This is a genomic window from Paraburkholderia sp. MM5477-R1, assembly GCF_050436385.1.
Lineage (GTDB): Bacteria > Pseudomonadota > Gammaproteobacteria > Burkholderiales > Burkholderiaceae > Paraburkholderia > Paraburkholderia tuberum.
This window is the reverse complement of record NZ_JBNDMC010000003.1, coordinates 349,600-362,893: the sequence shown is the minus strand read 5'-3', so window position 1 is coordinate 362,893 and position 13,294 is coordinate 349,600. Positions and strand designations below refer to the sequence as shown.

The following is a 13,294-nucleotide window of genomic DNA, read 5'->3' as shown; positions in this document are numbered from 1 at the left end:
TCCGACGATGCAGTAGCGAGTTGGAATACCCGGAAAGGTGGCAGAGTGGTCGAATGTACCTGACTCGAAATCAGGCGTACGGTTTCCCCCGTACCGTGGGTTCGAATCCCACCCTTTCCGCCAAATTCTGAAACCCCTTGATTTCACCGAGATCAAGGGGTTTTTGCTTTGAGTTCTCGAATGGCTTTGCCAAGGCAATTCGAAATTGTTCAAGCATCATTTCTATTTTGGCGAAATCCCTTGTTTCAATTTTTTACATAAGCCATTTGTTGTTCGTGGCCTTTTTTATCTCATTTCCATACAAATATCTTAAGTCACCCGTGCTGCACGTCCCCTAATTCATAGACCGGACATATTCGGGACGTGGCTATTGCACGCTATAAGGGGTCGAAGTCAGAAAATTTGCGGGCGACCCGCCCCCCGACGACTTCTGAAAGTGCGAATCTTCGCCGACCCCACAGATCTCCGCAAGATCTGCCCCTTTTTTACAAATAAATACGATTTTTGGTTGGGCTCGGTCATTCGTTCAGGGTACGATTTACGCCGTCAGAAGCTTTTACAGGAAGAATTTTCCTGAAAATGAAAGCTTCGGCAATTAATCAGTAAAAGGTTTGCACCGCAAAGGTTTGCAGCGCAAACGTTTGCGAACCAACGCGCACCCAGCCCTGTCAATCTGAACCACCGCGAGGAGCACCTTCGCGCGCCTCGGTTCAATCGGACAACACAGACGTGCGTTCAAAGCACTTCGGGACAATAGTCTTTAAGGCCTGCAAATTCATTTGCATCGAATCCTTATTGATTGTCCATCGAATCACAGCGAATCCACCTTTTGGTCTTTTTATCGGGAATTTTCCCGACATTTGGAATTACTCCGCGATGATAAAACGACGTCAATTCATTGGGGGCCTGACGGCCCTGAGCGCAAGTTATCTTTTGACCGCGTGTGGTGGGGGCAGTGGGTCATCGAACGCGAGTGGCAAGGCAGCCGCTGCGACCGGTGCTTCCGGCGCCGCGGCAGCTTCGGGTGCGTCCGCTACCTCCAGCACCGCGGACAATACGTCGCCGGTCGCGAAGGCGAGTGTCTCGAACATGTCGCCCGATGGCACCTCACTGCCTTCCGCGCCGTACATCATCGACCAGTTCGGCGCGACGTGGACGCTCTCCAACGGCGTCATCTACCGCAACGGCGCGACGGTCGGCGATACGTACAACGTGTCGCTCGTGCTGTTCTACGGCGGCAAGATCTGGCATTGCGGCACGGGTGGCGAGTTCTACGTCATTGCGGACGTCCCCAACAGTTGGCTGCATTGCAACGATCCGCGCATCGCGATCACACCGCAGGCCGGCATGTTCTATGGCATGAACGGTCACTTCGACTACACGTACACGCCCCAGCAGATCGTCTCGATCCTGAAGGCCATGGGCTGCACGAGCTATCGCGTCGGCGTCACCAACAGTTCGAACCAGCTGAACGCGGCGATCGGGCTCGCACAGGCTTTCCAGGCGGCGGGCATGACGTTGGTCGTGCTGATCGACCAGGGCGTCTACGACTCCAACGGCAACCTGCTGGCTGGCGAGAATGCCGCTTACAGCCAGGGTTACGCGGTAGCGCAGTCGGTCGCGAACGCACTGAAACCGTATGGCGTGACCATTTACGAATGCGGCAACGAGTTGACGCGCACGAACGCCACCGTGCTCGACTTCAACGCTGCGGGCACGAAGGCAGCGGACTTCAACAACACGAACTGGCCGGTGATGCGCGGCGTGATGCGCGGGATGATCGACGGCGTGAAAGCGGTTCAGTCGAACGCGAAGTGCGGCATCAATTTCTGCGTGAACGATGTCGGCGCGGCGGACGCGCTGTGGGACGGTGATCAGCCGGATGGCAGCGGCGGTCACCCGACCGTGCGCTGGGACATCACCACGTGGCACAACTACGAGGTGTATGGCGATGTGTTCTCCCTCGGTGCGGACGGCGCCCAACCTGGCTTCGATCTGCCGATCTATTGCAAGGCCCGGTATGGCGTGCCGTTCATCATCACCGAGTGGAACACCGGACCGGAGCAAAACGAGACCTATCGTGGGAACTACATCACGACGAAGCTCGGCGAGTTCTATCAGAACCGCAAGACGCACAATATCCAGAGCGTCATGTATTACGTGCTCGACAGCGGACCAGGGCTTCGGCATCATGATGAACGGCTCGCCGTTGAATCCGTCGTACAGTGCGTTCCAAAGCTTCACGGCGGCCCATCCCGACAACTAAGCCGCGGATATCGACGTAAGCAGGCCCGCACGTCTGTGGTCGATGCTGCCCGGTGTCAAGGGCAGCACGTCGCCGGGCCCGACAGCGGCGCCCAACCCTTGCCTTCAGCGTATCGAGGCCAGGGGACGGGCGTCTCATCCCACCCGAAACCCTTCCATCATCTCCCTCCACGCCCGCGCCTGTTCCGCGAGCGACACGGCGGCCGCCGCGCTTTCCTCGACGAGCGCCGCATTCTGCTGCGTGACCTCGTCCATCTGCGTGATCGCGATGCCCACCTGCTGAATCCCATCGCTCTGCTCACCCGACGCCTGCGCAATGTCACCGACGATGCTGGTCACGCGCGCGATCGCCGCTTCGATCTGCTGCATCGTGCCGCCCGCGTCTTCGACGAGTCCCGCGCCGCGTTCGACGCTTGACGTCGAATCGGCGATCAGCGCGCCAATCTCGCGCGCGGCTGCGCACCTCGCCGGCGACGATCGCGAAGCCGCGACCCTCGTCGCCGGCACGCGCGGCTTCGATCGCTGGACGCGCCGCGCGCGAGTTCGCTCGCCTGTTCGGCATTGCTCGCATCGAGCTGCACGGTCGCGGTCAGCTGCTTCATCGCGGAGGCCGTCTCGCCGAGCGCGACGACCGACGCATAGTGCACCGCTGCGTCGGAGAAGGCATTCATTCGCGCGTTCCGGCGCTGGTCGGCAATGGCGCCGAAGCAGTACGCCCGCAATCAGCGTGATCCGTACGATATGGCGAAGGGCGGAACGCAGCGGGCGGCATGACGGGACGCCCGAATTTTAGTTCGGGAAACTGAACGATCACGATGTCCGGCTCGATGATCGTTCGAGTCCCTTTGCCGCCAGTCCATCTGAACGAGCAGGCCCGCAAGCTGGCCGAGCAAAAGCCCGTCATTGTGATTCGGGCGCGCCACGGCATAGCTCCGCTAGCGCCACCGCCTCCTCCCGCGCACCGCTTCAGCCGATTTGCGCGGGGTCCATCCGCGATCCTCTGTACAATTGCCCGAAATCGCCCAATCGAGCGGCGGTTGCGGGCCGCCGGGCTTTCGGGCGCGGCGGGTCATCTCGCGCTTGACCCGCGACTCACATCGACTGAATTCATGGCCATTACCTACAAGACTCCCGACGATATCGCGAAGCTGCGCATTGCGGGCCGCCTCGCGGCCGATGTGCTGGCAATGATCGGCGAGCACGTCAAGGCAGGCGTCTGCACCGACGACCTCGACGCGCTGTGCAACGACTACATCGTCCACACGCAGAAAGCGATTCCGGCCAACGTCGGCTATCTGGGCTTTCCGAAGACCGTCTGCACGTCGGTCAACCATGTCGTGTGTCACGGCATCCCGAATCGCAACGAGATCCTGAAGGACGGCGACATCCTCAACATCGACGTCGCGATCATCAAGGACGGCTATTTCGGCGACACGAGCCGCATGTACTGCGTCGGCCAGTCGAGCACGGTCGCGCGTGCGCTGATCGACACGACCTACGAGGCGATGGTGGCCGGCATCCGCGAGGTGAAGCCGGGCGCGACGCTCGGCGACGTCGGCCACGCGATCCAGAAGGTCGCGCAGCGCGAGGGCTTCTCGATCGTGCGCGACTACTGCGGGCACGGCATCGGCAAGGTCTATCACGAGGACCCGCAGGTGCTGCACTATGGGCAGCCGGGGCAGGGGGTGCGCCTGAAGCCGGGCATGGTCTTCACGATCGAGCCGATGATCAACGCGGGCCGCGCCGGCACGTCGGTACAGCGCGACGGCTGGACCGTGATCACGAAGGACCGCTCGCTGTCGGCGCAATGGGAGCACATGGTCGCCGTGACCGACGACGGCTATGAACTGCTGACGCCGTGGCCGGACGGCACGGGCGACTACGACGCGCCGTGAGCGGGACCGCATATTCTGGTCAATAATAAATTTGACTCGCCGGCCGGTTCGGTTAAAGCTACGCGTTAGGGTTTCCAGGGGTTTCGTCTGCATGAGTCCGTCATTGACCGTTCGCCGCATCACTGCTGATCAGGGCGCCGTTTTTCGCGAACTCCGCACGGCCTCGCTGCGGGAGGCGCCGTACGCCTTCGGCGCGACGCTCGAGGACGCGTTGTCGGCCGATGCCGCCAGTTTCGACGCGACCGCGGCGAATCACGCGGTTTCGCAGTCCGTCGGTGCATTCCTGCTCTATACCGAGGGTCATCCGGCCGGGCTGATCGAGGCGCATTTCGACGACACCGCGGCGCGCCGCGCGTTCGTTTGCGAGTTGTGGGTGGCGCCGGCCGTGCGCCATCTGCGCGGCGGCGAGCTGCTCGTCGATACCGCGAGCAGCTGGCTCGCGAATGCGGGCGCCACGGAAATCTACGCGTGGGTCGCCGACGCGAACCGCAACGCGATGCGCTTTTACGAAGCGCTGGGCTTTGGCCCGACCGGCGAGCACCGGCGCGTCGAGCGCGCACCCGAGCAGGTCGAAAGTCTGCTGGTGCGGCACGTGCCGACTACTTCGCAGGTGTTACAGCAGTGATCGCCCAAGCGGCGCGTCGCGTGCGCCGCTCGTCTTCGCCGTCCCTTCATCACGGTCTTTTTCCCGCCAGCGTTTCTTTCGCACCGTCGCGCGTCGATCGCATCGACGACACGCGTTGCGCTTGCGCGCGCGAGCACCGATTCTCCCGGGAAAAATAGTGGCCGCGCGCTTGTACGCCTGTAAAATACGCAAAATTTTTCGCCGAACGCTATGTCGCCCAAGAAATCGCCCTTTTTCGAACTGCGCAGCGGCTCTGTCGACACGCTGATGTTCGTGGTCAAAACGACCGACCTCGATGCGATGCGTGCCGAGCTGACGCGACGCTTCGAGGCGACCCCCGAATTCTTCGCTAACGACGTCGTCGCGATCGACGTGCGGCGTCTCGCCGGCAACGAACGCGTGCCGCTCGCCGACATCGCGCAACTGCTCGACAGCGTGCGCATGCGTCCGGTCGGCGTGGTCGCGAATGCGGAGCAGCAGTGGGCGACGGAGTCGGGATTGCCGTTGCTCGAAGCGCGCGATCGCCGCGGCGCGCCGGCGAAGCAGGCCGATGAGGACAGCACGGCGAGCGCGGCAAACGCGGCAGCAGGCACCGAGGCAAGCGCGGGCACGAGCGCGTCCGCCAGCTCTGCATCCGCAACCGCCAGCGCGGCCACGGGCACCGCCGCTGCCGCCGCCGTCGAACCCACGCCCGCCGCCGAGCCGGTGCGTCTTGCCACGTCGCCGCAAACGATGGTGGTCGACAAGCCGTTGCGCTCGGGTCAGCGTATTTACGCAAAAGGCGATCTGGTCGTGCTCGGTCTGGTCAGCTACGGCGCCGAGGTGATCGCGGAAGGCAACATCCACATTTACGCGCCGCTGCGCGGCCGGGCATTGGCCGGCGTGCAGGGCAATCACGACGCGCGCATCTTCTGCACGTGTCTCGAACCGGAACTGATCTCGATCGCGGGCATCTATCGAACGACCGAGAACCCGCTGCCGGCCGACGTGCTCGGCAAGCCGGTGCAGATCTGGCTCGAAGAAGAAAAACTGATGATCGAACCGCTGCGGCTCACGTAAAGCGCCGCGAAACGCGCGCTGCTCCGAGCGATTGCGGCACGCGGCGTTTCACGGCGAGGCGGGCCGCGCACCAATTGACGCATTTGACGAACACAAGGTAAGGGTAATGGCAAAAATCATTGTGGTGACTTCGGGCAAGGGTGGCGTGGGCAAGACGACCACGAGCGCGAGCTTTGCGTCGGCCCTCGCGTTGCGCGGCAGCAAGACCGCCGTGATCGACTTCGACGTCGGCCTGCGCAACCTCGACCTCATCATGGGCTGCGAGCGCCGCGTCGTGTACGACCTGATCAACGTGATCCAGGGCGAAGCGAATCTGAATCAGGCGCTGATCAAAGACAAGAAATGCGAGAACCTGTTCATCCTCCCGGCCTCGCAAACGCGCGATAAAGACGCGCTGACGATGGACGGTGTCGAGAAGGTCATCAACGATCTGATCGCGATGGACTTCGAATACATCGTCTGCGATTCGCCGGCCGGTATCGAGTCGGGCGCGCTGCTTGCGATGCACTTCGCCGACGAAGCGCTGATCGTGACGAACCCGGAAGTGTCGTCGGTGCGCGACTCCGATCGCATTCTCGGCATCCTGTCGTCGAAGACCAAGCGCGCGATCGAAAGCAAGGAGCCGATCAAGGAGCACCTGCTGATCACCCGCTACAACCCGAAGCGCGTCAGCGAAGGCGAAATGCTGTCGTTGACCGACATCCAGGAAATTCTGCGCATCGATCTGATCGGCGTGATTCCGGAATCGGAAGCGGTGCTGCACGCGTCGAACCAGGGTCTGCCGGCCGTGCATATGGACGGCACCGATGTGGCCGAAGCCTATAAGGACGTCGTGTCGCGTTTCCTCGGCGAGCAGAAATCGCTTCGCTTTGTCGATTACCAGAAGCCCGGGCTGCTGCAGCGCCTCTTCGGCACCAAGTAAGGGGAGCGCACGTCATGTCGATTCTTTCGTTTTTGCTGGGCGAGAAAAAGAAGTCCGCGTCGGTAGCGAAGGAACGCCTGCAGTTGATCATCGCGCACGAGCGCGCCGGCGGCCATGCGCCCGCCGATTATTCTGCCTGCGTTGCAACGCGAACTGGTGGCCGTGATCTCGAAGTACGTGAAGATTTCCGACGACGACATACGCGTGAGTCTCGAGCGTCAGGACGATCTCGAAGTGCTCGAAGTCAAGATCGAAATACCCCAGGCCTGAGCTTCGGATGGACCGCGGTCCGTCTCGCATCATGTGCAGGACGTCGCATGGCGTCGCGTCGGAGCGACGTGATGCGGTGCGGCGTTCGGCTCGTCCTCTGGCTTCTGTCTGAAGCCGTCTCTTCGCATCTCCACGGCGCTCGCCATTTCCCGGTCGAAATGAGCCGTTGCACTCCAGCGGTGCCGTTACCCCGCGCAACGTCAGCCTCGCGTCGCCCTCGCGCATCTACTGACGCGGCGAGTCGGCGGTATCCGTCGTGATGTCGTCTGCGGCATCGTCGGCGCTCGGCTCGCCGTCCTCGCTTTCCGCTTCCGGCACCTCGACCTCGGGCACTTCCGGCACTGGCGCAGGCGTGGGCTGCGGCAGCGGCGCCACGTAGCGCTCGGCGAGCGACTCATAGAGCGGCGGCGCGAACAGGCGGGACACTCGGCTCGCGATCAACGCGGTGGCCATCAGCGAAATCACGAGCGCGTGGCCGTCGATCATCTCCATCACGATCACGAACGAAGTGATCGGCGACTGCGTGACCGCGGCCAGATAGCCGACCATCGCGAGCGCGATCAGCATCGGCAATTGCATCGAATCGAACACCATGTGCAGCAGATTGCCGAAGCCCGCGCCGATCGACAGCGACGGCGCGAAGATGCCGCCCGGAATGCCCGGCAGGTATGAGCCGACCATCGCGATCATCTTCAGGAACGGATAGAACACCGACAACTGCTCGTGTCCCTCGAGCAGGCCGCGCGCTTCCGTATAGCCGCTGCCGAACGTCGTGCCGCCCGAGATCACGCCGACCACCGCGATCGCGAAGCCGCACAGCGCGGCGAACGCAACCGGCCGCTCGCCGTGCAACTGACGCAGCGGCTCCGGAATCCAGCGCGCGGTATTGAGCAGCAGCCAGCCGAAGATACCGCCCGCGATTCCCGTGACGATCGCGGTGAGCACCACCGCGACGGCGAGCAGATCAGGAAAATGCGCGCCGATCTGGATCGTGCCGAAATACGTGTAGTTGCCGTTCAGGCCCAGTGCGACGACACCCGCGATGATGATCGCCGTGATCAGCACGCCACTCGTGCGCGCCTCGAAGCTGCGCGTCAATTCCTCGATTGCGAATACGACGCCCGCGAGCGGTGTGTTGAACGCCGCCGACAAACCCGCCGCCGCGCCCGCCAACGCGAGCTGCCGTTCTATCTGCGCATTCGAGCGCGGATAGAACCGGCGCAGATTGAACATCAGCGCGGCGCCGACCTGCACGGTCGGTCCTTCACGGCCGATCGTAAAGCCGCCGAGAATCGCGAGAAACGACACGCCGATTTTGCCGAGCAGAATTCGCAGCGACAGCAGCCGCGTGCCGTATCCGCGCTGTTTCGTGTGCAGCGTTGCGATGACCTGCGGGATGCCGCTGCCCTCGGAGCCGCGAAAGAACTTGCGCGTGAGCCAGACCGCGAGTGCGGCAACCGCGGGCGTGATCACTAGCGGCGCCCACACATACCGCTGCCGGACATCGAGAAACGCGTCATACCCCCAGTCGATCAGACGCGCGTACAGCACCGCGACCAGGCCGACGGCGATGGCACCGAGCCAGAAGATGCCGTATTGCCGCCACAGGCGTTTTGCGCGACGCGTGACAGCGGGCGAACGGGAAGGGAAGGGCCGGGACATGAATTAGATTCGTGCAAAGGGCCAAGTATAAAGCGTGCGGGACCGACCAGAATACGTGAAAGATGTTTGAAATAATGAAGTGAAGTGAATCATCAGGCGGATATTTTTTTGCTGTAACGTGCCGTATTGAGAATCGGACCGCGCGCAACGGCCATTTGGCGGGATCGGTAAAAACGTCAGCTAGAATAGTTTCAACTCCGAATAACGAACAGACCCTCAATGAAGCGAATACTTATTGTCAAGGTCACTTCACTAGGCGATATCGTGCAGGCGTTGCCAGTCGTCGCCGACATCAAACGCGCATTTCCTGGCGTTCAGGTGGATTGGGCGGCGGACGAAGCATTCGCGCAAGTCGTGCATTGGAGCCAGGGCGTCGATCGCGTGCTGTGCGCGCCGCTGCGCCGCTTCAAGAAGGCGCGTCGCTGGAGTGATCTGAAGGCGATCTGGGCATCCATCGCCGAGCTGCGCGCGTATCGCTACGACTACATCATCGACATTCACGGCGTCTACAAGAGCGCGATCATCGCCTTCCTCGCGCGCTCGTCGCGGCGCATCGGCTATCAATCCCTGGATCTGGGCGAGCGTGGCGCGGCGTTCGCCTACACCGGGCGTTTCGGCCCACGTCCGCAAGGCAGCGCGTGGCACGGCATGCGCATCAGCGCCAGCGAGGCGCTCGGCTACGAAGTGGAAGGACCGCCCATCTACGACCTGCAGCTACCCGAAACCGCCCCGCAGCCGTTCGCGACGCAAGACGCGCCTGTCGCGGCGCTCTTTCACGCCACCTCGAAAGCCGACAAGAAATGGCCGCTCACGCACTGGGCGGCGCTTGGACGCGAGTTGAGCGAGCGCGGTTTCCGTGTGGTGCTGCCGTGGGGCTCGGACGGTGAGCTTGCCGAAGCCGGGCAGATCGCCGCGCAGGTGCCAGGCGCGACCGTGCTGCCGCCATTGAGTGTGACCGAAGTTGCGCAGATGATCGGCGCGTGCGCGCTCGTGGTCGGTACCGATACGGGTTTCGTGCACCTCGCGCATGCGCTGCAGAAGCGCACCGTGATGATCTTCGTCGCGACGTCGCCATCGCATTGCGGCGTCGAGGCGCCGTATCGCTCGACCTCGATCGGCGACGGCGACTCGGTGCCGCCCATCAGCGCGGCGCTCGAAGCGATCGACTACGTGTACGCGGCAGAGCCGGTGCTCGCGATGCAGCAAGGATCAGCCGCCGCCTGAGTTCGTTCGCGCGCTCGCGCAATCGTTTGCGCAAAAGAAAAGAGGCGCGATGCGTAGTCCACCCTTGCTGGCGGGGACTGCATCGTCGCGCCTCAAAGAACGCCCGTGTCGGGGAACAGCGGGCGGAGAGGAATCGATTACACGTCTGTTAAAACTGTCGCTTTTCGTTGGACGCCGAAGCGTCCGATGCGCGGACGCCAGGGCGGCAAGCTGATACGCCGCGGTGCGTCGAGGCTCGCATGGCGCGCGTCGAACCGCTCGATTGCGGCGACGCTGGCGCGGCCAGCAAGGTTTCTATCGCGACAGTGCGCTCAACGGAGTATAGGCGGTGTTTTCCGCCACGGTGGCGCGATCTGGCGGCAGCGGGGCGGTCGATCGAACGCCCCGATCCAGCGCGCCGGTCCTGTAACAGCTCGGTGATGTTCCCTTACAAATGGCAACGTTCGCTGCGGCGCGCATCGTGTCCAATCGGGTCATTCGGGGTTTGCGCTCGAATCAATCTGACTCGATGGAGAACAACATGAAACGCTTGATCCTGACTCTCGTGGCCGGCACGCTGCTCGCATCGGCACTCGGCGGCTGCGTTATCGCGCCGGCGCCGGGCTATTACTACGGTGGCGGTGGCTACTACCATCACGGCTACTACTACCGCTAAGCCGCGCGCCGTGCTCAGGCCTGGAGCACCAGCCTCAGGCGACCAGCATTTCGAACGCGACCACCGCGGCAATGGCCGCGGCGTTCGCGGCCAGCGCCTCGACGACGATGGATTTCCATGTCGTCGGACGGAAGCGCAGCGCGAGCAGCAGCGAGCCGAGCAAGGCCAGCGCGATGATCGTCACGATATCGGCATTGTGAAGATGGACGTTCATGCGGATCTCCCCGTTTTTTATAGGGTTATGTGAGGGAGTATAGGCAACTCAAAAGGACGCGCAAGGCGGGGGTTTTACCCGGGCCGGGCCGCGCAAACAGCGAGGAAATAATGCTCTCTGCGCGCTGCCGCAGACGCGTAAAAACTGCGCGGGTGCAGCATCGATCGAACCTCGGCAAACGCGCATCGACGAAAGCGTTGTTCCGCCGATGCGCGTTGCATCATTTCATCAAACTCTCATCACGCGTCTCGCGCATGCACAGCACGCCGACAAGGCTCACGGCCGCGGCGACCGACACGTACGCGCCGACCCACGCCAAGCCGCCGTGCGCGGCGAGCACCTGCGCGATATACGGTGCGACCGACGCGCCGAGAATCCCGCCGAGGTTGTACGCGACGCCGGCGCCCGTGTAGCGCACGTTGGTCGGAAACAGTTCCGGCAGCAGCGCGCCCATCGGCGCGAAGGTCACGCCCATCAGGAACAGCTGGATCACGAGAAACAGCAGCACGAGCAACGGCTCGCCGCTGCCGAGCAGCGGCGCCATCGTGAAGCCCGACAGGATCGCCGCGATGATGCCGACGATCAGCACCGGCTTACGCCCGAAGCGATCGCTCGCACGGGCCGACAGCGGCGTCGCGATTGCCATGAACACGACCGCGATGCACAGCAGGCCGAGGAACGTCTGCCGCGGAATATGCAGCGACCCGACGCCATAAGACAGCGAGAACGTCGTCGCGTTGTAGAACAGCGTGTAGCAGACCACCATCGCGAGCGCGCCGAGCACGGTCGGCCGCCAGTGCTGCGAGAACAGCGTCGCGATCGGCACGCGCACGCGCTCCTTGCGCTCGATCGCTACCTGGAACGCGGGCGTTTCGGCAATCTTCAGCCGCACGTACAGCCCGAGCGCGACGAGCACCGAGCTGACGATGAACGGCACGCGCCAGCCCCAGCTGCGGAACTGCTCGTCGGAGAGCGACATTGCGAGCGCGAAGAACAGACCGTTGGACGCGAGAAAGCCGATCGAGGGCCCGAGCTGCGGGAACATGCCGAACCAGCCGCGTTTGCCGGCCGGCGCGTTTTCGGTGGCGAGCAGCGCGGCGCCGCCCCATTCGCCGCCGAGGCCGATACCCTGGCCGAAACGCAGCACGCACAGCAGGATCGGCGCGAGGCTGCCGATCGCGTCGTAGCCCGGCACGAAGCCGATCAGCGTGGTCGACAGGCCCATCACGAGCAGCGACGCAACCAGAGTCGATTTGCGGCCGATGCGGTCGCCGAAGTGGCCGAACAGGAACGAGCCGATCGGTCGCGCGACGAACGCGATGCCGAACGTGACGAACGCCGACAGCGCCTGCGCGGTGGCCGAGCCATGCGGGAAGAATACCGGTCCGATCACGAGCGCCGCGGCGGTCGCGTAGACATAGAAATCGTAGAACTCGATCGCGGTGCCGATGAAGCTCGCGAAGATGATCCGCGCGGTATTGTTTTGCCCGCTTGCGGGCTGAGCGGCGGAAATCGGCGAAGTGGACATGCAGGGTCTCCAATTGTATGAGGCCGCGGCGCGCTGAGCCGTGTTTCGCAGACAGGCGGCGCGCAACGGCGGCATCCTCGTTGAGGTATAGGTTTGGGCGCCGCACGCGGGGTGGCGGCGCGGCACTGCAGTCGGCTCATGCGCCGCGCCGGCGGGTGTGCGGACGGCGTGAGCCATGCCGGAAGGCTCCGGCGCGGGGAATCGGAAAATTATAGCGAGCGCGCTCGTCGCGTAGCAATGGCGGCGTAAGTTTGCGCGGCAACGAGGGGGCTTTATGAGTTATGCGCGATGACTCGAGTAGCTCGCGTGTGGCCGACCCATGTGCGGCTGCGCGGGCGGTGCGTGTCGGCGCACGCGCCAACCGCGCTCAGTCGTACGTTTCCGCTTGCGGCGAGGCGAGTTCGCGCAGCTGGAATTTGCCGTTGTCGTTGAACAGCCAGTCTTCGAATAGCTCGAGCTGGCCGCGGCCATTCAGCAGCTTGCCGGGTGGTAGCGGCAGCGGCGCCGAGCGGCGCAGCGTCGCGAGCGCGGTGCTTTCGGCTTCGTCGTCACCGTTCGTGCGATACACCGATGACTCGACGATGTGTCCATAACGATCGACCGTGAACGACACCACCACCAGCGAGCGCAGCATCGGCTGAGGCCTGCCCTGGAGCACATACGACGGATTGCGCTCGACGATCCGTCGTGCGACCGCGTCGCGATATTGATCGAGCGTCGCGCTGTTGATCGCGGCCACCGGTGTGCTGACGGTTTCGTGCGGCGTCAGCGGTGTGATCGTGCAACCGGCCACGGCGACAACACCGAGCGCGGCGAGCGATAGCCGATGCATGCGAGCGGCCGTGAAGGAGCGCAGAGCCACACGGTGAGAAACAGGAGGGGGAGAAGTGCGAGAGAGCATCGTCGACGAACCGCGAGGAGAACCTGATTGAATGGTAGTCAAAAAGCGCCGGGATTCAATTGGCGTTCGCCCGC

At 63.2% G+C, this 13,294-nt stretch carries 10 protein-coding genes, 1 tRNA gene and 3 pseudogenes; 9 read left to right on the top strand and 5 right to left on the bottom strand.

Annotation, left to right across the window (positions count from 1 at the left end; translation table 11 throughout):
• Positions 1 to 31 precede the first annotated feature (31 nt).
• Positions 32 to 123: transfer RNA gene (locus tag OKW35_RS04920), tRNA-Ser, on the top strand.
• Between the two features lie 753 nt (positions 124 to 876).
• Positions 877 to 2,266, top strand: a pseudogene (locus OKW35_RS04915) (hypothetical protein).
• Between the two features lie 134 nt (positions 2,267 to 2,400).
• On the opposite strand, the pseudogene OKW35_RS04910 reads toward OKW35_RS04915, so the two are convergent.
• Positions 2,401 to 2,891, bottom strand: a pseudogene (locus OKW35_RS04910) (methyl-accepting chemotaxis protein); the annotation flags it as partial.
• Between the two features lie 483 nt (positions 2,892 to 3,374).
• Between OKW35_RS04910 and map the strand changes: the two are divergent.
• From map to minE, 5 genes and pseudogenes are all read left to right on the top strand, one after another.
• Complete coding sequence (gene map, locus OKW35_RS04905) at positions 3,375 to 4,160, top strand: type I methionyl aminopeptidase (RefSeq protein WP_184059590.1); 786 nt, start codon at positions 3,375 to 3,377, stop codon at positions 4,158 to 4,160.
• Between the two features lie 91 nt (positions 4,161 to 4,251).
• Positions 4,252 to 4,785 (top strand): GNAT family N-acetyltransferase, encoded by a 534-nt coding sequence (locus tag OKW35_RS04900; protein WP_090803490.1) that lies wholly within the window; start codon positions 4,252 to 4,254, stop codon positions 4,783 to 4,785.
• Positions 4,786 to 4,995: 210 nt separating this feature from the next.
• Positions 4,996 to 5,844 carry a septum site-determining protein MinC gene (gene minC / locus OKW35_RS04895; protein WP_184045634.1) on the top strand — a complete coding sequence of 283 codons (849 nt, stop codon included), beginning with the start codon at positions 4,996 to 4,998 and terminating at the stop codon, positions 5,842 to 5,844.
• 106 nt (positions 5,845 to 5,950) lie between these two features.
• On the top strand, positions 5,951 to 6,766 hold the full coding sequence (gene minD, locus OKW35_RS04890) for a septum site-determining protein MinD (RefSeq protein WP_184059587.1): 816 nt from the start codon (positions 5,951 to 5,953) through the stop codon (positions 6,764 to 6,766).
• Between the two features lie 14 nt (positions 6,767 to 6,780).
• Positions 6,781 to 7,036, top strand: a pseudogene (minE, locus tag OKW35_RS04885) (cell division topological specificity factor MinE).
• A gap of 225 nt (positions 7,037 to 7,261) precedes the next feature.
• On the opposite strand, the gene OKW35_RS04880 reads toward minE, so the two are convergent.
• Entirely contained in the window at positions 7,262 to 8,698 is a 1,437-nt protein-coding gene (locus OKW35_RS04880; protein ID WP_429551379.1) for a chloride channel protein, read from the bottom strand.
• A 219-nt stretch (positions 8,699 to 8,917) separates the two neighbouring features.
• Here OKW35_RS04880 and waaC point away from each other — a divergent pair, with 219 nt between their 5' ends.
• Positions 8,918 to 9,922 (top strand): lipopolysaccharide heptosyltransferase I, encoded by a 1,005-nt coding sequence (gene waaC, locus OKW35_RS04875; RefSeq protein ID WP_429356776.1) that lies wholly within the window; start codon positions 8,918 to 8,920, stop codon positions 9,920 to 9,922.
• Positions 9,923 to 10,442: 520 nt separating this feature from the next.
• On the top strand, positions 10,443 to 10,577 hold the full coding sequence (locus OKW35_RS04870) for a hypothetical protein (protein WP_260321106.1): 135 nt from the start codon (positions 10,443 to 10,445) through the stop codon (positions 10,575 to 10,577).
• A gap of 34 nt (positions 10,578 to 10,611) precedes the next feature.
• On the opposite strand, the gene OKW35_RS04865 is transcribed toward OKW35_RS04870, so the two are convergent.
• The 3 genes from OKW35_RS04865 to OKW35_RS04855 form a co-directional block, all read right to left on the bottom strand.
• Positions 10,612 to 10,791, bottom strand: a complete 180-nt coding sequence (locus OKW35_RS04865; RefSeq protein ID WP_018419748.1) for a hypothetical protein — start codon at positions 10,789 to 10,791, stop codon at positions 10,612 to 10,614.
• A gap of 220 nt (positions 10,792 to 11,011) precedes the next feature.
• Positions 11,012 to 12,319: an MFS transporter gene (locus OKW35_RS04860; RefSeq protein ID WP_184059583.1), complete on the bottom strand. Its 1,308-nt coding sequence runs from the start codon at positions 12,317 to 12,319 to the stop codon at positions 11,012 to 11,014.
• A gap of 367 nt (positions 12,320 to 12,686) precedes the next feature.
• Positions 12,687 to 13,220, bottom strand: coding sequence for a TonB C-terminal domain-containing protein (locus OKW35_RS04855; RefSeq protein ID WP_184021206.1), 534 nt, complete (start codon positions 13,218 to 13,220; stop codon positions 12,687 to 12,689).
• Positions 13,221 to 13,294: the final 74 nt, after the last annotated feature.

Excerpts from the sequence above, each read along its gene's own strand:
- map (WP_184059590.1), top strand. The coding sequence starts at position 3,375 with ATGGCCATTACCTACAAGACTCCCGACGATATCGCGAAGCTGCGCATT.
- OKW35_RS04900 (WP_090803490.1), top strand. The coding sequence starts at position 4,252 with ATGAGTCCGTCATTGACCGTTCGCCGCATCACTGCTGATCAGGGCGCC.
- minC (WP_184045634.1), top strand. The coding sequence starts at position 4,996 with ATGTCGCCCAAGAAATCGCCCTTTTTCGAACTGCGCAGCGGCTCTGTC.
- minD (WP_184059587.1), top strand. The coding sequence starts at position 5,951 with ATGGCAAAAATCATTGTGGTGACTTCGGGCAAGGGTGGCGTGGGCAAG.
- OKW35_RS04880 (WP_429551379.1), bottom strand. The coding sequence starts at position 8,698 with ATGTCCCGGCCCTTCCCTTCCCGTTCGCCCGCTGTCACGCGTCGCGCA.
- waaC (WP_429356776.1), top strand. The coding sequence starts at position 8,918 with ATGAAGCGAATACTTATTGTCAAGGTCACTTCACTAGGCGATATCGTG.
- OKW35_RS04870 (WP_260321106.1), top strand. The coding sequence starts at position 10,443 with ATGAAACGCTTGATCCTGACTCTCGTGGCCGGCACGCTGCTCGCATCG.
- OKW35_RS04865 (WP_018419748.1), bottom strand. The coding sequence starts at position 10,791 with ATGAACGTCCATCTTCACAATGCCGATATCGTGACGATCATCGCGCTG.
- OKW35_RS04860 (WP_184059583.1), bottom strand. The coding sequence starts at position 12,319 with ATGTCCACTTCGCCGATTTCCGCCGCTCAGCCCGCAAGCGGGCAAAAC.
- OKW35_RS04855 (WP_184021206.1), bottom strand. The coding sequence starts at position 13,220 with ATGCTCTCTCGCACTTCTCCCCCTCCTGTTTCTCACCGTGTGGCTCTG.